General features: G+C 41.0%; 21 protein-coding genes. 1 reads left to right on the top strand and 20 read right to left on the bottom strand.

The window, feature by feature from the left end:
• Window positions 1-36: 36 nt before the first annotated feature.
• The 12 genes from ytpR to MK405_RS09075 all read right to left on the bottom strand — a co-directional run bounded on the left by ytpR (window position 37) and on the right by MK405_RS09075 (window position 12,990).
• Window positions 37-663, bottom strand: coding sequence for a YtpR family tRNA-binding protein (gene ytpR, locus MK405_RS09130; RefSeq protein ID WP_268704857.1), 627 nt, complete (start codon window positions 661-663; stop codon window positions 37-39).
• Window positions 664-677: 14 nt separating this feature from the next.
• Entirely contained in the window at window positions 678-995 is a 318-nt protein-coding gene (locus tag MK405_RS09125) for a thioredoxin family protein (RefSeq protein WP_268704856.1), read from the bottom strand.
• Window positions 992-1,291 (bottom strand): DUF4651 domain-containing protein, encoded by a 300-nt coding sequence (locus MK405_RS09120; RefSeq protein WP_198459262.1) that lies wholly within the window; start codon window positions 1,289-1,291, stop codon window positions 992-994. Before MK405_RS09120 ends, MK405_RS09125 begins: the two co-directional genes overlap by 4 nt.
• A 232-nt stretch (window positions 1,292-1,523) precedes the next feature.
• Entirely contained in the window at window positions 1,524-2,597 is a 1,074-nt protein-coding gene (locus MK405_RS09115; protein ID WP_268704855.1) for an N-acetylmuramoyl-L-alanine amidase family protein, read from the bottom strand.
• Between the two features lie 117 nt (window positions 2,598-2,714).
• Window positions 2,715-4,322 carry a CTP synthase gene (locus tag MK405_RS09110; protein ID WP_268704854.1) on the bottom strand — a complete coding sequence of 536 codons (1,608 nt, stop codon included), beginning with the start codon at window positions 4,320-4,322 and terminating at the stop codon, window positions 2,715-2,717.
• A gap of 331 nt (window positions 4,323-4,653) precedes the next feature.
• The gene (rpoE, locus tag MK405_RS09105; protein WP_000418415.1) at window positions 4,654-5,244 is read right to left on the bottom strand and encodes a DNA-directed RNA polymerase subunit delta; all 591 of its coding nucleotides are present in this window, start codon (window positions 5,242-5,244) and stop codon (window positions 4,654-4,656) included.
• A 286-nt stretch (window positions 5,245-5,530) separates the two neighbouring features.
• Window positions 5,531-6,814 carry a DUF262 domain-containing protein gene (locus tag MK405_RS09100; RefSeq protein WP_268704853.1) on the bottom strand — a complete coding sequence of 428 codons (1,284 nt, stop codon included), beginning with the start codon at window positions 6,812-6,814 and terminating at the stop codon, window positions 5,531-5,533.
• Window positions 6,811-8,007: an FRG domain-containing protein gene (locus MK405_RS09095; RefSeq protein WP_006152964.1), complete on the bottom strand. Its 1,197-nt coding sequence runs from the start codon at window positions 8,005-8,007 to the stop codon at window positions 6,811-6,813. Before MK405_RS09095 ends, MK405_RS09100 begins: the two co-directional genes overlap by 4 nt.
• Window positions 8,008-10,665 carry a valine--tRNA ligase gene (locus MK405_RS09090; RefSeq protein ID WP_268704852.1) on the bottom strand — a complete coding sequence of 886 codons (2,658 nt, stop codon included), beginning with the start codon at window positions 10,663-10,665 and terminating at the stop codon, window positions 8,008-8,010.
• A 37-nt stretch (window positions 10,666-10,702) separates the two neighbouring features.
• Window positions 10,703-11,692 carry a hypothetical protein gene (locus MK405_RS09085; RefSeq protein WP_419153031.1) on the bottom strand — a complete coding sequence of 330 codons (990 nt, stop codon included), beginning with the start codon at window positions 11,690-11,692 and terminating at the stop codon, window positions 10,703-10,705.
• Between the two features lie 57 nt (window positions 11,693-11,749).
• A complete protein-coding gene (locus tag MK405_RS09080; protein ID WP_268704850.1) occupies window positions 11,750-12,316 on the bottom strand; it encodes a GNAT family N-acetyltransferase in 567 nt (188 codons plus the stop codon).
• A 278-nt stretch (window positions 12,317-12,594) separates the two neighbouring features.
• Window positions 12,595-12,990, bottom strand: a complete 396-nt coding sequence (locus tag MK405_RS09075; RefSeq protein WP_268704849.1) for a helix-hairpin-helix domain-containing protein — start codon at window positions 12,988-12,990, stop codon at window positions 12,595-12,597.
• Window positions 12,991-13,207: 217 nt separating this feature from the next.
• On the opposite strand from MK405_RS09075, the gene MK405_RS09070 reads away from it, so the two are divergent.
• The gene (locus MK405_RS09070) at window positions 13,208-13,513 is read left to right on the top strand and encodes a DUF898 family protein (RefSeq protein ID WP_084852247.1); all 306 of its coding nucleotides are present in this window, start codon (window positions 13,208-13,210) and stop codon (window positions 13,511-13,513) included.
• Window positions 13,514-13,555: 42 nt separating this feature from the next.
• On the opposite strand, the gene MK405_RS09065 is transcribed toward MK405_RS09070, so the two are convergent.
• From MK405_RS09065 to rnpM, 8 genes are all read right to left on the bottom strand, one after another.
• Window positions 13,556-13,810 (bottom strand): DUF1912 family protein, encoded by a 255-nt coding sequence (locus MK405_RS09065; RefSeq protein ID WP_268704848.1) that lies wholly within the window; start codon window positions 13,808-13,810, stop codon window positions 13,556-13,558.
• A gap of 9 nt (window positions 13,811-13,819) precedes the next feature.
• Window positions 13,820-15,154 (bottom strand): DUF438 domain-containing protein, encoded by a 1,335-nt coding sequence (locus tag MK405_RS09060; protein ID WP_268704847.1) that lies wholly within the window; start codon window positions 15,152-15,154, stop codon window positions 13,820-13,822.
• The gene (locus MK405_RS09055; protein ID WP_061588767.1) at window positions 15,154-15,387 is read right to left on the bottom strand and encodes a DUF1858 domain-containing protein; all 234 of its coding nucleotides are present in this window, start codon (window positions 15,385-15,387) and stop codon (window positions 15,154-15,156) included. The genes MK405_RS09060 and MK405_RS09055 overlap by 1 nt, the downstream gene beginning before the upstream one ends.
• Window positions 15,388-15,601: 214 nt before the next feature.
• Entirely contained in the window at window positions 15,602-15,784 is a 183-nt protein-coding gene (locus MK405_RS09050) for a hypothetical protein (RefSeq protein ID WP_268704846.1), read from the bottom strand.
• Window positions 15,785-15,999: 215 nt separating this feature from the next.
• Window positions 16,000-16,350 (bottom strand): 30S ribosome-binding factor RbfA, encoded by a 351-nt coding sequence (gene rbfA / locus MK405_RS09045; RefSeq protein ID WP_001273601.1) that lies wholly within the window; start codon window positions 16,348-16,350, stop codon window positions 16,000-16,002.
• A gap of 251 nt (window positions 16,351-16,601) precedes the next feature.
• On the bottom strand, window positions 16,602-19,388 hold the full coding sequence (gene infB, locus MK405_RS09040) for a translation initiation factor IF-2 (protein ID WP_268704845.1): 2,787 nt from the start codon (window positions 19,386-19,388) through the stop codon (window positions 16,602-16,604).
• Window positions 19,389-19,404: 16 nt separating this feature from the next.
• Entirely contained in the window at window positions 19,405-19,704 is a 300-nt protein-coding gene (locus tag MK405_RS09035) for a YlxQ-related RNA-binding protein (protein WP_268704844.1), read from the bottom strand.
• Window positions 19,697-19,990 (bottom strand): RNase P modulator RnpM, encoded by a 294-nt coding sequence (rnpM, locus tag MK405_RS09030; protein WP_000857560.1) that lies wholly within the window; start codon window positions 19,988-19,990, stop codon window positions 19,697-19,699. Before rnpM ends, MK405_RS09035 begins: the two co-directional genes overlap by 8 nt.
• Window positions 19,991-19,997 lie beyond the last annotated feature (7 nt).

Raw genomic sequence — 19,997 nt, 5'->3', positions numbered from 1 at the left:
CCCCCTCTATCTGGTGTATCAAATATTAACAATTTCCTAGGCCGTCCAGTGTTTGGCTGGGTCAAATGGAGTTCCGACAACTTGTTCTTCTGATAATTCAATAACCCCACGTTTTTGCGGAGCATTTGGCAAATGCAACTCACGAGGGCTGCACATCATGCCAAAACTCTTTTCACCGCGAAGTTCGCCTGGGAAAATGAGATTGCCTTTTGGCATCATCGCTCCAGGAAGAGCTACAATGGTTTTCAACCCAACACGCGCATTGGGAGCCCCTGCAACGATTTGCACTGTCTTGTCACTTGCGACTGCAACTTGGCAGATGTTGAGGTGGTCACTATCTGGATGAGCGACCATCTCGATAATCTCACCGACAACAAACTTAGGTTCTTTGTCATTGACAATCTCTTCTGCAAAGCCTTCCGCTCGTAATTCTTTGTTCAAACGTTCTACTTGTTCATCTGTCAAAAAGACTTGACCACGCTCTGCAATTTCAAACAAACTTGAAACTTCGAAAATATTCCAAGCAACTGTTTCCCCATTTTCTTTGATGAAAACACGGGCTACCTTGCCTTTGCGCTCCACGTCTAGTTTGGCATCTCCGCTGTTTTTCACGATGATCATAAGGACATCGCCAACATGCTCTTTATTATATGTAAAAATCATTCTTTCCTTTTCTCCTAATTCAGTTCTGCTAAAAAGTCGTTAATTTGTTGCTTGCTTTTACGGTCGCGATTGACAAATCGGCCGATTTCCTTGTCCTTTTCTAGCACAACAAGGCTAGGAATGCCGTACACATCCCAGAGTTTGGCTAGATCCATGTACTGGTCACGGTCCACTCGAATAAAGGTGAACTCTGGATTGGTCTCCTCAATCTCTGGCAAGGATGGATAGATATAACGACAATCGCCACACCAGTCCGCCACAAAAAGGAAGACCTTCTTGCCATCTTGCTCGACAAAACCTGCAAGCTCTTCTATACTATTGGGAGTTATCATAAGACTTCCTCCTCATAGACCAGGTCTTCATTTTCATAGACAAAGGTATAGTGACGACCATCCTCGAAAATGACTCCTCCGACAAGTCGCTCTAGGCTACTTTCGTAGACTTGAACATAAATAGTCGCAATCTCACCCATATCTGAGAAAAGTTCGCGCACGATAGCGGTCAACTCTTCTTGAGTCTTCATGAGTTTGTGGTTATCTGCTGCTTTTTTAGCCCCTAAAGCAAGGGCACTTAGACCAGCCACAGTCAAGCCAGTCATCCATAATTTCTTAGCTTTCATACCATTCATTGTAACACAAAAAGGGCTCTAGGACAAATAGGGAAGCCGTAGAAAAGCAAGTAAAAAGCCCCTTCCTTAAAGGAAAAGGACTTCTTATACTCAAAGAGCAAACTAGGAAACTAGCCGCAGGTTGCTCAAAACAGTGTTTTGAGGTTGTGGATAGAACTGACGAAGTCAGTAACCATACCTACGGTAAGGCGACGCTGACGTAGTTTGAAGAGATTTTCGCAGAGTATTATTCTTATTGCCAAGCGCCTGAGTTGCCAACGTAGTAGCCATCTGGTGTGTAAGTATTGCGAAGCATCTTACCTGATGAAGCTAGATAATACCACTTACCATTGTCTTTGACCCAATCATTCGCAATCATGGCACCAGAAGAACTTACATAATACCATTCTCCCTTGTCAAAAATCCAAGTGCTTGCTTTCATAGAGCCTGAAGTTGATAAATAGTACCACTTGCCTTGGTCGTAAAGCCAATCACTAGCAATCATAGCTCCTGATGATTTAAAGGCATACCAGTTGCCACCTTGATAGAACCAAGTTTGATTAAACATAATCCCTTTATCATTCATAAAGTACCAAGTTCCATTGTCTTTAACCCAAGCATTTTGAACTAGTTGGCCTTGTTTTTGATAGTACCAATTTTGGTCTGATTTTAGCCAGCTTTCTGCTTTTACAATCGGATAAAGTTCTCGGAAGGCTCCTCCCCCCTTGTAGGAATGACTGATAGATTCTGGTTTTGTAAGTTTTAACTCACCATTGTCATGGTCTTTCCAAGCATAAACTTTTTGACCATTGATAGTCTCTGGTAAGGTAGCAGTGTAGGTCTTGGTTTGATAGTCCCATTTTGTATCAAGGTAGGTGTAATGGTCTTTTGATTCTTCAATACGGTAGTAGCCACTTTTCTCACCATTATATACATCATCTACCACTTTAGAGGACCAGGTCTTTACTTCATTTCCACTCTTGGCCTCGACCTTGATATCTCCTCTATAGCCATAAGGTACGTAGAAATTCAGGTAACGCCCCTCTGTACCGACCATAGACTTGTCCTTTTCTTGGCCTAGGAAATTGACTGTCTGATCTTGACCATTGAGACTGACCATCCACTCGATTTTCTCAGTTTTTGGCAAATCCAAGACTTTGATATCTACTTCATGGCCATTATTAAATCGAAGAATTTTGCCATCTTGATACTTAACCCCACCCTTAATAACCCATTCTTCTTCCAATTCGAATGCTTTTCCTGAATGAGGGAAAGCCAGTAAAGCTAAACCTGCTAGAGACAAACAAAATAGTGTGATTTTTTTCATTGTATATCCTCCTTAGGAATTATTATATTAATTATATCACTATCTATTTTTTTTGCAAATCGTATCCTAAATATGCTAGAAAAACCTCTGAGATTCTTCTCAAAGGTTCTGATTGTGCTAATTACTGTTCTCAACTGCTGCAGTGACAAAGGCAGTGTAGAGTTCCTCTGGACGGTTTGGACGGCTGGAAAGTTCAGGGTGATACTGACACGCCACAAAGAATTTATTTTCAGGAATTTCCACGATTTCTACCAAACGATTATCAGGTGAAACTCCTGAAAAGACAAAACCTGCCGCCTCAAACTGTTCACGAAAGGCATTGTTAAACTCATAACGGTGACGGTGACGGCGTTGCACCACTTCTTGATTGTGATAAGCAGCCGCTGCCTTAGAGCCACGTTTCAACTTAGATGGGTAAAGTCCCAATCGAAGGGTTCCTCCCATATCCTCAATATCAACCTGGTCACGCATGATATCAATGATAGGGTATTTTGTATCAGAATCAAGCTCTGCAGAATTGGCACCTTCAAGCCCTAAAACGTGACGAGCAAACTCGATACAAGTCAACTGCATTCCCAAGCAGACTCCCAACATTGGGACATCATTCTCACGCGCATAACGGATGGCTTGGATTTTCCCTTCCGTACCACGTTGACCGAAACCGCCTGGTACGATGATTCCGTCCGCATCAGACAAGAGCTCCGCCACATTCTCTGCTGTCACATCATTAGCATTGATCCAATTAATCTTCACTTCTGCGTCGTTGGCATAACCAGAGTGTTTCAAGGCTTCAACCACTGAGATGTAGGCATCTTGCAACTCCACATACTTACCAACGAGGGAAATCTTGACTTGTTTCTTGAGGTTCATGACTTTGTCCACCATAGCTGACCATTCTGTCATATCCGCTGCTGGCGCATCTAATTTCAAGTGGTCACAAACAATTTGGTCCATGCCTTGTTCCTGCAAGTTTAATGGAATTTGGTAAAGGTGTTCGACATCCAAAGACTCGATAACGGCTTCTGGTGCTACGTCACAGAACTGAGCTAGTTTGTTTTTAATTCCTTGACCAGCTGGTTTTTCTGTACGAATGACTAACATATTTGGCTGGATTCCCAACCCACGCAATTCTTTTACTGAATGCTGAGTCGGCTTGGTCTTCATCTCACCAGCAGCCTTGAGATAAGGAAGTAAGGTTGTATGGATGTACATGACGTTATCTGCCCCCACATCTGCCTTCATCTGACGAAGGGCCTCTAGGAATGGCAAGGACTCTATATCTCCAACGGTTCCACCAACCTCTGTGATAATGACATCCGAGTCTGTCGTTAGAGCAGCACGCTTGATTTTTTCTTTCAAAGCATCTGTGATATGAGGAATGACTTGAACAGTTGCCCCAAGGTACTCGCCACGGCGTTCCTTACGAAGAACTTCACTGTAAATTTTACCAGTTGTCACGTTGGAATATTTATTGAGATTGATATCGATGAAACGTTCATAGTGACCCAAGTCCAAATCTGTCTCAGCCCCATCATCTGTCACAAAGACTTCCCCGTGCTGATAAGGACTCATGGTTCCCGGATCGATATTGATATAAGGGTCAAACTTTTGAATGGTTACTTTTAGACCACGATTTTTCAAGAGACGCCCCAGACTTGCTGCGACAATCCCTTTCCCAATAGACGATACCACACCACCAGTTACAAAAATATATTTAGTAGACATAGATTCCTCTTCCTAAAATGCTCAAGGCCTTGTTAACTACGAGGGGAAATAGAAAACAAGACCCTTATGAATAACGACTTTTCAAGAAAAACTTCCTGAAAAAACAAAAATAGCTCCCTAGTAACTAGGGAGCCCCGACCTCTAAAAGAGGTGCCCGAACAATATGATACCTTAAAGCAGAACATTTGTCAACCCGAATTGGTAAAACCTGAAAATAAGAAGATTGCTTTCAGAAAACCAACTAAAGATCCACATCCAAACGGAAGACTCACTTAACTACTCTACCCAAGCAAGAAAAAAGGAGATCAGGCGATCTCCTCTTTGAAGTCTTTTACTCTTCTTCACTCGTTTCAGCGTCATCGTCAGAAAACTCGTCGTCTTCTTCGTTGAGATCCACGTCTTCACCCAAGTCATCAGGAGCGATTTCGTTGATTTCTGCATCATAAGCTTCCACTTCATTTTTCTCATCATCTGGATTTTCATCATCGTATGAAAGAGCTGGATCTGCTTCGTATGCATCTTCGTCTTCCGGATCATCGGCATTGTAGTCAATAGCATCTGAATCGCCATCCATGAAGGCATTGACGCGTTTTTTCTTAGCTTTTGGTGCTACTTCATCGTCGTCACTTTCTTCAAGAGCGATGATTTCTTCGTCGATTTCATCCACACCATACCATGAACGAAGCCCCCATTTGTTATCTCCAAGAGAGATGAAGCTACCGTCAAAGTTCAACTCTGTGTAGAACAAAGGCAAGGCTTCGCGGATATCGCTGTTTGATGTTCCAAGATAGTTTTGAATTTCGTTTACAAGATCGCTAAAATGCATCTCATGATCGCGACCACGAAGTTCCAAGATAGCACGCGCTACCTCAATCATAGATAGTTCACTTTTTTCTTGCCCAGCAAATACTTCTAATTCCAAAGCGTTTCTCCTCATTTATACTACTATCGCCAGAGCAAACAGACTCTGACCTCATTTTATCATGTACTCTTTATTGTACGATAATTTTGCGGAATAGTCAAAGGTTAAATAGGAGAAAGTGACAGGACTTTTTATTTCTTTGCTACCCAGCCGATGGCATCACTAGGTGGATTTTCGGTATCAATCCAGATGAATTCGATGCCGATGATATATGAAATTAAGCTGCAATACTATACTTCTCAGGTCGGTTCGAACTTACAGAATTAGTCATGTAGTTACCTGCTTTCTAAATTTCTTGGGAATACGAACTCAAGTTAATTTTAGAAAAATTATCTTTTTTCAATTTTAGAGAATTAAACTCAGATTCATGAATTTTATTTTTCCCAACCAAGTAAACTAGTACCTGTCTTAAGTTAGTAGACGATGCTCTATATTCAGAATCTCCTAGTGGAGATTTCTCAACTATAGTTTGAACATCTTGAATAAGAAAATCTGATTCCAAATCAATATCAAAGAGGTTATAAATCAACGCTAAAATTATAGAGATACCAGTATGATATTTCATACCTTTGCCTAATGATTTCCCCATTAATTGCATTGATATTGGATATTCAACAGATTCTGAAAGTTTTAAGACAAATTTATTAAAATCGTTGAAAATAGATACCATTGTTTTGGAATCTTCTTCTCCTGTATTATATAGTTCAGAACAGTATTTCAAAAAATCTGTTGATAACTTTACTCCGTCTTTCAAATTCAATTTTTCTACTTCCGAAAGCCTTGTCAATATGTTCAATATAATACATATTTCTTGGTGATTCTTTTGTTTATCTTTTCTATTCGGTGTAATATTGTAAGCTTTATTAAGATTATTTGCCTCTGATAAACTATATTGAAAGTAAGAATCGTCATCGTTATCTAATGAGAAAATTTCCTTAATGAACTGAGAAATTATTTGGCTAGTTTTCGAAAAGTATGTTGCCATTGATATTTCATGAGCTTCTAGAGGTTTTGTATTTTTATTGTAACGTTTAAAAAGTTCAATTTCTATATCTGAATTTTCAAACGCATTAAACTCAAGTACAGATAGAAAACTACCAAGTATTTTTATCTGAATATTCAAATCTAATTCAAAAAATCTTTTTCCTTCAAATTGAGGATCATTTACACGTCTTCCCTCAGAATCTTTATCTAGAATTTCAAGATTTTTTAGTGGAAACTTACCTTTAACATACCTATAAATTGCAGTTAATCTATGCTGTCCGTCCATAACATGTCTTAGTTGTAACTTGTCTTGAGTTCTTACCAGAAATATCTCAGGGATAGGTATTCCGACTAATAACGATTCAATAATAGAACTTTCTTCTGTTATTGTCGATCTATATTGCCGTTGATAATCTGGAGTGAGAATAATTCCATTAAGATACTTTGTAAGTGTATCATATTCAATTTTATCCTCTACTTCAACTAAAGATGTTTTAAACTGTTCTCCTTTATCGATAAAACTGACAATATCTTGAACAGATATAATTGGCCTACTTGAACTAATTGAAAAATCTGTTAAATTCATACTATTCCATCCTTTCTATGTTTTATATTCTTAACTAAATTATCAATATCTGGATAAATACTTTCATAATTAACTCCTATATTAAATAATTCATTAAAAATGGTTTCTTTCATATCTTGTGGAATAAGAATACAGTGTGTATACTGTGAAAGCATTTTCTGAAGATCTTGAGACAACTTACTGGCTGTTTTTAAAAAATACCCCTTTTGGAAATGAATTCTTTCATTTGAATCTTCTAGTTTAATAAAAATATCGTTGTTTCTATACCTGTCTGTATGGAAAGACACTTCAGTTTCGTTGGAAAAATCAAAAAACTTTTCTCGAGTTCCAATAACATCACAATGATATTCTTCAGTATCCACTAAATAAACAATACTAGGTTTTTCATTATATTTAAACTCTTTCAGTGCAAAAAATAAAGAAAGTAGATGTGCTTCTGTAAAATCTAAATAATTTGTAGGTAAACCATAATGTTGTCCATATGCTGTCACTGATTCTTTAGATTTGAGATGTATACTTTTGTCATAAAACGATGCACCTCTGGTAAATTTATTGAGTAGCTCTCTTTCTTTCCCGAAAAACACATCCTCGCGATATAGAGAAGCAACTAAATCAAAAGTACAATCTTTTTGACCTCGAGAAAGTAAAAAATGGTTATCTTCATTTATGTCGGACAAAACTTGTAGATACTCCGATAAACTTTGTATTACGTGAACCTTCTCCTCAGGAATAATCGAATATTTTTCCAAAAATGCAGTTTTTATATCATCATTATTGCCATTCCATAACATATATTCATCAATTTTATCTACCAATTCTTTATTATTCAAGACTACAATTGAATCAGGCGTAATTTCTTTCACTTCTAATCCAAATTGATTAAACAAATATTTTTTGATTTTAGAATGTTCTTGTGATTCATTTTCACCCGTTTCACTTGCTGTAGGGGATGATACTTCAGTATTGAATTTTATAAAAATAAGCCCTTTAATAGTAACGATTTTCTCGAGGTAAGACTTCTCTTGTTCAGACTTGATTTTTTGGCTCAAATCGTTATGAGTAATATCATTGATTTCAATTTGTTCTTCTTTAGAAAAATTTTGTTGAATAAGATCAATAGTTATTTCAGTTCCTTCAGTCGACAGAGAGTCACAGAATTCAAATAGTTTTTTAAGTGTATCTTCTTTAATCATCTAATTTCCTTTCACCAACTTCTTCATCTCATCAATACGTGCTATGGTTGCGTCGTATTTAGCTTGGTAGTCGGCTTGTTTGTCGCGTTCTTTTTGGACGACTTCTGGTTTGGCATTGGCTACGAAGCGTTCGTTAGAGAGCTTCTTACCGACCATATCCAGTTCTTTTTGCCATTTAGCCAGTTCCTTGTCGAGGCGAGCGAGCTCTTCTTCGACATTGAGTAGGTCTGCGAGAGGCAAGTAGATTTCTGCTCCTGTGATGACGCTTGACATAGCGAGTTCAGGTGCAGGGATGGTTGAGGCGATTTCCAGGTGTTCTGGATTTGTGAAGCGTTTGATGTAGTTGACATTGCTGTTAAAGAAGGCTTCCAAGTCGCTATCGCTCGTCTTCACAAGGATGGTGATAGGTTTGCTTGGTGCAACGTTTACTTCCGCACGCGCATTACGAACGGCGCGGATCAAGTCTTTAAGACTTTCGACACCAGTGTGAGCCGCAAGATCTTCAAAGGCTGGGTTGACAGTTGGGTATGCTGCTGTAACGATCGAACCTTCTGAGATTTGCCCAAAGATTTCCTCTGTCACGAATGGCATGATTGGGTGAAGGAGACGAAGGATCTTGTCCAAAGTATAAAGGAGAACAGAACGTGTGATGACTTTCTCTTCTTCGTTATCACTATAAAGGACTTCCTTGGTCAACTCAACGTACCAGTCCGCAAACTCATCCCAGATGAAGTTGTAGAGGATGTGTCCAGCTACACCAAATTCAAACTTGTCGAAATTCTCAGTGACCTTACCAATCGTTTCATTGAGGTTGTGGAGAATCCAGCGGTCTGTGACGTTTCCAGCTTCCTTGTTGACAACTTTTTCCACATTGGCAGTTGCTTGCTCGAGGGTCAAGCCTTCATTGTTCATGAGGATGTAGCGAGAGATGTTCCAGATTTTGTTAATGAAGTTCCAAGAAGCATCCATTTTCTCGTAAGAGAAGCGCACGTCTTGTCCTGGCGCAGAACCGTTTGAAAGGAACCAACGCAGGCTATCTGTTCCATACTTATCAATAACATCCATTGGATCAATCCCGTTACCAAGAGACTTGGACATCTTGCGACCTTGCTCGTCACGAATGAGACCGTGAATCAATGCATTTTTGAATGGCGACTTGCCAGTAAATTCCAAACCTTGGAAAATCATCCGAGATACCCAGAATGGGATAATATCATAACCAGTCACCAAGGTTGATGTTGGATAATAACGCTTGAAGTCTTCTGAGTCCACATCCGGCCAGCCCATGGTTGAGAATGGCCAAAGGGCAGAACTGAACCAAGTGTCCAAGACGTCTTCGTCCTGAGTCCAACCGTCACCTTCTGGTGCTTCCTCACCGACGTATATTTCACCCTCAGCATTGTACCAAGCAGGGATTTGGTGACCCCACCAGAGCTGACGAGAAATTACCCAGTCATGAACATTTTCCATCCATTGAAGGAAGGTATCGTTGAAACGAGGTGGGTAGAATTCTACCTTATCATCAGTATCTTGGTTAGCAATAGCGTTCTTAGCCAATTGGTCCATCTTGACGAACCATTGCGTAGACAAGCGTGGTTCAACCACAACACCTGTACGTTCTGAGTGACCAACACTGTGAACACGTTTTTCAATTTTAACGAGAGCACCGATTTCTTCCAACTTAGTAACGACTGCCTTACGAGCTTCAAAACGTTCCATGCCCGCAAATTCGAAGGCCAAGTCGTTCATGGTTCCGTCGTCGTTCATGACGTTGACTTGTGGCAAGTTGTGGCGTTGACCAACCAAGAAGTCGTTTGGATCGTGGGCAGGCGTAATTTTCACGACACCTGTACCAAACTCGGGATCGGCATGTTCGTCGGCAACGATTGGAATGAGTTTGTTAGCGATTGGAAGGATGACATTTTTACCAATCAAGTCCTTGTAGCGTGGATCTTCTGGGTTGACCGCAACGGCAACGTCCCCAAACATGGTCTCAGGACGAGTAGTCGCCACTTCAAGGGCGCGTGAGCCGTCTTCTAGCATGTAGTTCATGTGGTAGAAGGCACCTTCGACATCCTTATGGATAACTTCGATATCAGAAAGGGCTGTGCGAGCTGCTGGGTCCCAGTTGATGATAAACTCACCACGGTAGATCCAGCCTTTTTTGTAAAGGTCCACAAAGACCTTACGAACCGCTTTTGACAAACCTTCATCAAGGGTGAAACGCTCACGAGAGTAGTCTACAGAGAGTCCCATCTTACCCCATTGTTCCTTGATGGTAGTGGCATATTCGTCTTTCCATTCCCAAACTTTCTCTAGGAATCTCTCACGACCGAGGTCGTAACGGCTAATACCCTCACCACGCAAGCGCTCCTCAACCTTAGCCTGAGTGGCAATCCCCGCGTGGTCCATCCCTGGTAGCCAAAGCGTGTCAAAGCCTTGCATCCGTTTTTGACGAATGATGATATCCTGCAAAGTTGTATCCCAAGCGTGACCGAGGTGAAGTTTCCCAGTTACGTTTGGTGGTGGAATCACGATTGAATAAGGCTTAGCCTTTTGATCGCCTGAAGGCTTGAAAACATCCGCATCAAGCCATTTTTGGTAACGACCAGCCTCAACCTCGGCTGGATTGTATTTAGGTGAAAGTTCTTTAGACATGTGTTTGCTCCTTAATTGTTAGTTTACTAATTAGCTTCTATTTTAATTTCTTATTTAGTTTCTTGCGTATTTTTATCTGTTCTTTTTTTAGTTTATTAACATCTTCTTTTGTTATATTATATTTTATATCCCATAATTTTTGTTTCAATCTATAATTTAAATTGTAAATTTCGTAATATTTTAACTCTAAATCAGTCCTATTTTTTTCTATCTTTTTTATTTGAGAAATATATTTATAGTCTATATTAAAAATTTGATAAATTAACAAAAGTTCGGAAGAAATTATAATTAACATAAAAATTAACGGGAAGATATTTACCAGAAAATTCAATTTAAATAGATTATAAAAATCTAATAAAATAAATATTAAATAAAGTGAATAAAGATAAGGCAATACAAACCCTACTAAGAAGGTTAGTATTAAAATAGTTTTTTCTTTAGGCGAATCAGAATTGAGTTTAGATAGCAATTTTATTAGGGACGGTTGCAAAAATAAAAGAATAACTGAAAATAATGATAAATACATATTTAATTCATTATTCACATTTCCCGCCCAAAATAACATTATTAAGTTTAGAATTATCAATCCCCATCTTAAAAAATTCCATAAAAAATTATTATTAATTCTAACCTCATTTTTTGAACGTTCCCAATCATATTTTAAGAGTAACCTTAGATACTGACTGAGTTTTTGCGATTTTTCTTCTGAGTAATCAAAATCATTTAAAAGATCCCAAATATGTCCATCTTTCATGTAATACTCATTAGTATATTTAATATTTCTACAATAGCCATATGGATTAATTTGTGTTCTAAGACTATTTACTGCAGACTCCCTATTTTCTCCATTTAGCAAATCAACAATTATCAACTTTATGCTTTTTCTCCATTCAGAGCGTTCTTTAGTAATATAATCAAGTTGATTTCTTTTACTATTATTAGCAAAAACTAGAATCGCACTTAATACAGCTCCTATACCAGCTCCACTGATCAGAGTAATAATCTGACTTGTTTCCAAGCTTCTCACCTCATTTTCGAAATTCTTCAATAAATCTCAACTGTTCGAAATTCTCAAACAGTTCAGCTAACAGTTTAAACTTTCCCACTCACTCCTCAACAACCCATACCTCAAATCATCACAGCGGTTGCCTTGAACATCCTTTCGGTCTCGGATGCGAGCTTCGAGGGTGAAGCCAAGTTTCTCTGCAACTCGTTGACTTTGGACATTGGAGCCAAAACAAGTCAGTTCAATCTTATGCAGATTCAATTCTTTAAAAGCTAAATCAATCAAGGTACGTGCCGCTTCGGGCACATAGCCTCGGCCCCAATAGTCTGGATGTAAGATATAGCCAATCTCCAAGACATCATCCTCGTGACGACGAGGGAAATCAACAGAGCCTATGACCTTATCAGTTCCTTTAGCGACAATTCCATAGCCCGCTGGGAGATTGTTTTTTTCATTACGCTCGGGCAGGATATGCTCCAGATAATAAATCTCATCTTCCAAGCTCTTGACGGGCGGAAAGCCTGCTGGGTAGGAAACTTCTGGCCTACTGGCATAGTCAAAGATATCCACAACATCAGCCACGGTACGGACTCGCAAGACCAGACGCTCGGTCTCTATTCGTTCTGGCAACTCTGCTCTTGTCATCCTTCTACCTCGCTTTCTACAAAAAATCGCCCCTGCCATATCCATGACAGGGACGAATGTGCTTATCCGCGGTACCACCCAATTTCGGGCAAGGCCCGCAACTCTCGTCTTTATAAATAAAAAGACAAAATTATTTCATTTTTTATCCATCAACAACCAGTTTTGACACATTTGTGGACTTCTCAGCGCCGCCACTTTCTGTAAAATGTGGGATCCAAAACACCTCTGATGGCTCTATTGTAGCAAGTTTTTCTCGGAAATGCAAGGGGCAAGAAAGATTACTTGAAGCTGATTCCGTGCTCTTTTAATTTCTTAATGGTAGCTGGGCCGATTCCTTTCAAGGCAAGGAGTTCTTTTTCAGTCCAATTTTTGAAATCAGCAGCAGACTTGATGCCTTCATCGTAGAAAGTCTTGGCACGGTCGACTGAAAGTCCACCTAGGTTGTCTGCGAATTCTTCTACAGAGCTTGTAACTTTTTGAGCTTGCTCTTTAGTTGCTTCTACTGCTTGTTCCACTTTTTTAGAGACAACTTTTCCTGCTTCGCTAGCAGATTTTTCTGCATGTTTCACAACTTTTTTTGTTTCTTCGACAACCTTGGTCACCGTACTTGAAAATGCACCTGAACGACGAAGGCTGTTTCGTAATTGTTTTTTCCGTTGGAGTTTCTTTGACATGATAAAATCCTTTCAATAAAAAATCCCTGTTCTGACAAGGATTTAATAAAAATATTCTATCAAGATTTTTGGAAAAAATCAAGAAAGGAAACGAGATTGCTCCTAAAAATCTAACCGTTTTTTCTTTCAATCTAATTTGACAATGATTCAACTTCTTGATAAAACATGCAGTAATGTGCAAGACTAATTCACGTAAAAAGCTGATAAGGAGAAGAATATGAATAATGAAAGTTACTTTGATGGTGGTCTTTTGAGCTACGTTGGATATGCTATCCTAGCCATGCTTATCATAGTTTTTACTATTGGAATCGCTACGCCTTGGGCAGTTTGTATGATGCAAAACTGGAAAGTCAAGCACACTGTCATCGATGGGCGTCGCCTCTATTTTGACGGAACAGGTTCTCAATTATTCGGGAACTGGATCAAGTGGTTCTTGCTCACCATCATCACTTTGGGTATCTATTCATTCTGGTTGCATATCAAAATGGAACAATGGATCACCAAACACACACATCACGTATAGACAGAAAAAGTGCGTTCATACGCACTTTTTGATTTGCAACGATTAATAATTCCGTTCGCCAAACAATCCTTCTGGCAAATCATGAAATCCCTTGCCTGCTTTGAAATTTTCAAACTTACCAAGCAAGAACTGATAAGCATCCAAGCGGCTTTCGTAGCGAATCATGGCATCTTTGGCACGCTCGTCTTTGTCTTCTTCGTAGACCTTTTGACTTTCCTGGTGCGCCATGTCGTTAATCATAATCTGGGTATTAACCCAAGCTTCAAATTCCTTCATAAATTCCTGTTCGTAACTCATTGATTCTCCTTATTCTAATCCACGGAAATAATCCGTATCAATCTCTCGGTAGGGCTGGATATCCTGAACATACTCTAGCACGCCTTGGAATTCCCCGTTTTCATCGTGTACCGCAGCATAGGTGATGTGGACAAACTTGCCTCGCGACTCCGACTTGAACCACATTTGATACTTGTCTTTTTTACCTTCACGAAGACCTTTCATAACGGCCTTCACCTTGTCTAGGTACTTAGGCGGATGGCAGAGTTCAACATTGCGCCCAACTTGGGACGGCGTCCGTTTGAAAATCATCTCATCAGCTGGCGCATTGTCATTGTAGTACTGGAAAATGTCGTCTTTATTGACAAAGGTAATCTCCATAGGGAGATGATTGAGGATGAGGTTGGCCTGCTCGACGGAGAGATAGCCATTGCCAAAAGCCTGTTGACTATGACGGTCCAGCACCACTTCCTTTTCCTTAGGGGTAAAGGTAATAGTGAACTGGCCTTCTGGTGTATCGATAACTTGCTGAACTTGACCTTCTGCCGTGTCTAGTTGTACGGGTTCCTCTTCACTCTTTTCCTCGATAAAGTTTTGACGTTCTGGCACCCATTTCTCGGACGGACGAATGATGGCATAGCCATAGGCATCGCTCTCCTCCGCAATCTGAATCCAGTCATCCTGGGTGAAAGACTCAAGGAGAATCATGAGGAGGATGGACTCTTCCTTGAAAATCATACTTTCAAACTCTGTCGCAAAAGCTTCGAAAGTTTCCTTTACACTGCTAATCGACACTTCTGGTAGTGACTTGGCTGTCGCTAGAGCTGTCTGAAAGAGTTCCCTGATCTGATCATCCACTCCCCACATGACTTTAGGGGGTGAATCGTGACCATAACGCTCCATGATGGGGAAAAAGAGCTCTTCCTTGCGCTGGTAGTGGACATCAAATTGCCCCAACAGCCCCATTTGACGAACCAAACCCTTACGCATCTCTGCCAGCATTTCCTCGTCTTCCATAGACTCATAGGTATCTAACAGTCTCCGAATGCGGATCAAGGCAGCACGGAGGGCCAGATTTTCATCCTTGAAGATGCGAACGGGGTGGCTAGGATGCTCGGTATCCTCTACTTCGACACCCTTAACAGCGTTTTTAAAAAGATTGGCATGGACATCACAGAGTTCCATGACATCTTCAAAGGTGACTCCTGAGTCTGAGTTCATCAGCTCGTGCTCCATGAGGGAGATTTCGATGGCTGACACACCTGTAAAGGTCGCATCAAAACGCTCCTGAACTGACTCAGGAGAGGCAGCATTGTGCAATTCTAACAAAATATCCCGTAGGATATGAATCCGTTCATCTGCCATTAGTCTAATCCAATCACTTCGTAACCATTCGCTTCCAGTGTGCGGACAATCTTGTCCATAGGAGTTCCTTCGAGCTTAGACCCCTGCTTAAGCGATACTTTGCGACCGACTGTATTGCGCATCAAGGGATTAGAAAGTGGTTTAAAACCCAGCTCCACTAGGATTTCCAAGACTTCTGGATGCTTGTCCACCACTTCTGCAACGGGAATTGACACATCGATGATATTGTCCATGACGACCTCCATGTATGTTCTAATACTCAATGAAAATCAAAGAGCAAACTAGGAAGCTAGCCGCAGGCTGTACTTAAGTACGGCAAGGTGAAGCTGACGTGGTTTGAATTTGATTTTCGAAGAGTATAAAATGATTTTACTGCTTATATTATACCATATGGGAAGAGATTAAAAAACTAGCAGTGGAATTCCTGCTAGTTTCTTTCATTTCAAGTTATTCCTTATCCTCTGGTTTTGCGAGCCACCGGGCCACATCCATCAACTTGTCAGCAAGCAGTACTTTCCCGAAACCTACTAGAGCATTGTCGTCTTTTTTCATGTTCTTCAGAACTTTGACGCTTTGCATCACAAAAAAGTAATTCCCATATGTCTTGGCTAGAATTTTAATGAACCCCATATTACCTTCCCTCGTCTAGCTGCAGTTTCTAGCTGATTGCTATACCAGACTAGCTAGTTATTGATAAGAAATCATTTCATCTCACTCTTTCCAATTTCTATACTATCATACAAGCTGAGTTTTATAAAGCTTTTTAACAATTTTTTACTCTAGAGAGATTCTCCAGTATTTTTTATTGCCATTTCTCCACCAAAAAAGAGGGTGTCCCCTCTTTCTTAATTCTTATCCAGATTGCGTAGCATTTCGTCAATCTTGTTTCCATATTCAATGGATTCGTCTTTGACGAAGGTTAAATCTGGGATTTTGTACAATTTCAAATTGCGACCAAGTTCACGTTTGATCGTACCAGTTGCTTTTTCAAGCCCGATTTGAGCTTTTTGATTATCCGAAGCCAGGTTACTCAAAATGGTGTAGTAAACCTTGGCAACAGACAAGTCACCCAGCATCTGAACATCTGTAATGGTCACACCTTGGACACGCGGATCACGGACTTTCTTTTGCAAAATCTCATTGACTTCACGCTTGATTTCCATGCCCACACGATCCGTACGGAAATGATTTGCCATGATATTCCTTTCTCTACTTTGAACCAAAAGCTAGGCCAGCAGACCTAGCTATTTTTAAACTTATTGATTTTCAGTTCAAATTGAAACGAAGTTCAATTTGAACTCATTCGCTTCTTTCGCCGTGGTGAAAGTGATGGAACTGATTTATCAGTCCCATCACAGGGGATTTTTGAGACTCTAGGCTCAAAAATAAGCAATGAAACCATCGGTTTGCTTGCGTCCCTCACCACCTAAGAAAGGAGCAAAAAATCTTATCGTTTGATTTCTTCCATGACGTATGCCTCAATCACATCATCCATCTTGATATCATTGTAGCCATCAATCATGAGACCACCTTCACGGCCGTTCGTAACTTCTTTGACGTCATCTTTGTAGTGTTTCAAGCTTGCAAGTTCACCATCATAGATAACGACACCGTCACGGATAACACGGACTTTAGAGTCACGGGTAACTTTACCACTCGTAACCATGAATCCACCGATGGTTCCCACTTTAGATACCTTGAAGGTTTCACGGATGATTGCTTCACCGATAACTTTTTCTTCGAATTCTGGATCAAGCATTCCTTTCATGGCTTCTTCCATCTCTTCGATAACCTTGTAGATAATACTGTGGAGACGGATTTCTACATCATCTTCTTCTGCTTGTTGACGAGCTTGTGGTGTAGGGCGTACGTTGAAACCGATGATAAAGGCATTTGAAGCTTCCGCAAGAGTCACATCAGATTCATTAATGGCACCGACCGCTGAGTGAACGATGGTGACTTTTACTCCCTCCACATCAATTTTTTGAAGTGAAGCAGAAAGGGCTTCAACTGAACCTTGTACGTCGGCCTTGATGATGACGTTAACAGACTTGAGCTCGCCTGCTTTAAGCGTATCAAAGAGGTTTTCAAGGCTGACACGTTGAGTTACTTGACGTTGCTTCATAAGAGCACGTTTCGCACGTTCTTCACCTGCTGCACGCGCAGATTTTTCATCTTCGTAAACAGCAAAGTGGTCACCCGCCATTGGTGCTTCGTTCAAACCTGTGATAGATACTGGTGTTGATGGTCCAGCAACCTTAACACGACGACCAAGGTCATTGGTCATGGCACGGACACGACCGAAGGTGTTTCCGACAACGATTGGATCTTGGACATTCAAGGTACCTTGTTGAACAAGAAGGGTTGCGACCGCACCTTTTCCTTTATCCAAGCGAGCTTCGATAACGGTACCGATAGCACGCACTGTTGGATCTGCCTTGAGTTCTTGGATTTCAGCCACAAGTAGGACCGTTTCCAAGAGTTCATCGATGTTTTGGTTGAATTTAGCCGAGATTTCGACAAACTCAGAATCTCCACCCCAGGCAGTTGACATAACACCGTGTTCAGCCAATTCACCGATAACGCGTTCTGGGTTGGCACCTGGTTTATCAATCTTGTTGATGGCTACGATAATTGGAACGTTCGCTGCTTTTGAGTGGTTGATGGCTTCGATAGTTTGAGGCATAACCCCGTCGTCGGCCGCTACAACCAAGATGGTAATATCGGTAACAGAAGCACCACGCGCACGCATAGAGGTAAAGGCCGCGTGTCCTGGTGTATCAAGGAAGGTAATCTTCTTGCCATTTTCCACGATCTGGTAGGCACCGATATGCTGAGTGATACCACCCGCTTCACCTGTCGCAACACGAGAATTACGAAGGGTATCCAAAAGGGTTGTCTTACCATGGTCAACGTGTCCCATGATGGTGACAACTGGTGGACGCTCAACCAATTCATCTTCATTAAGATAGCCATCTTCGACAAAGAAACGTTCGATGTCGGCATTATCCACTTCAACCTTTTGTTTGGCTTCGATACCGTAATCCACCATGAGGAGTTCAATGGTTTCTCCATCCAAGGATTGGTTTTGTGTGGCCATAATCCCCATCATGAAAAGCTTCTTAACGATTTCAGCTGGTTCACGTTTGATACGTTTTGCGATTTCCGCAACAGTCATACCATCTGTATATTCGAATTCTGTTGGCAATTCATGGAACTTGCGCTCTGTAACAGGTTTTGGAGTCTGGTTACGGTTGTTCTTGTTATTGCCTTTTTTGTTCTTCTTATTGTTATTCCAGTTACTATTTCTTTGATTTCTCACTTGATTTTGACTACTTCGATTCTTTTGTTGTTTTCTAGGACCATCTTCTTCGTGATCATAATCATCACGTTCTTTGTCTGGTCGAGCTTGTTTTTTACGACGTGTATCCACTGGCGCTTCTTTCGCTACAGGAACTACTGTTACTGCTGGTTGCGTTTGTTCAGCTAACTTAGCAGCTTCTTCAAAGATTTCCTCTGGCTCCTTGCGTTTATTAGCTTGAGCCAAGGCTTCTTTGGCAGCTTGCGATTGTTTGAAGCGCTCCTCGCTTGAGCGTGCGTACTCTGCATTTTGCTCTGCTTTTAGGGCTGCTGCACGGGCTTTAAAGTCAACACGTGGTCCAGCTTGTTTTGGCTGGAAGTCTTGTTGCTGACGGCGATCATTGCCACGATTCCCTTGACCTTGTGGTTTTTTCCCTTGGTCGTTAAATCGGCGATTGTCGCGGTTTCCTTGACCAGATTTTCCACCATTACGGCCGTCATTTTTCTGACGGTTGCCGTTTTGTTGTTGGTCACGGTTGTTGCCCTTGTTTTGTTTGCGTCGCTCTGCCTGCTCTTTGGCACGCGCCTCACGCTCCGCCTTGAAGTTTCGACTCTGTGGTCTTGCGGCCACTACTTTTTCTTCCTTAGGAGCTGCAGGTGCAGCTGGTTTACTTTCTTCCTTAGCGGCTACTGGTTTAGCTGATGTAGGCTTTTCCGCTTTCTTTTCTACACTTGCTTTTGGTGTCGCAGGTTTTGCTTCTCCCTTAGGAGCAGGTGCAGGTTTAAAGCTAGCTGCGATTTGTTCAGCAGCAGCAGCTTCCACGCTCGATGAGTGGCTTTTCACATCCAAGCCCAACTCTTTTGCACGCGCTACAACTTCTTTACTTTCTTTTCCAAGTTCTTTTGCGATTTCGTACAATCTTTTCTTAGACAAATCATGTCCTCCTCTTCTATTCCATAAGAGACCTCATTTTCTTTGTAAATCCAGCATCTGTCACTGCCAAAACCTTTCTCGGTTTCCCGACTGCTATGCTTAATTCCAGTGTTGAAAACACGGTTATAACTTCTACTTGATAATAGTCACTTTTATCTTGAATCTTCTTGGTCAGATTGGGACCAGCATCATGGGCTAGAAAGACTATCTTGGCTTTCTGGTCTTGGATGGCCTTGACCACCAATTCCTCACCTGATATGATCCGGCCTGCTCGTTGAGCAAGTCCCAAGAGATTGCTTATCTTTTGCTTATTCAAGTCCTAACTCTCTTCTTTTCACTTTGTGATCCACATAAGCGATCAACTCATCATAAAAGCTTTCTTCCACTTCCATGTTAAAGCTGCGGTTAAAGACTTTCTTCTTTTTTGCCTCTAGGGCTTCTGCATTGTCTAGCTTGATATAAGCACCACGGCCATTGGCCTTGCCTGTCGGATCGATAAAGACCTGTCCTTCTTTGTTCTTGACAATGCGGAGCAAATCACGCTTATCAATCACTTCATTGGATACAACAGACTTGCGCAAAGGGATTTTTCTTGTTTTCATCTTTCCC

This window comes from Streptococcus oralis, assembly GCF_026782345.1.
Classification (GTDB): domain Bacteria; phylum Bacillota; class Bacilli; order Lactobacillales; family Streptococcaceae; genus Streptococcus; species Streptococcus oralis_CK.
This window is presented reverse-complemented; position numbering and strand designations above follow the sequence as displayed.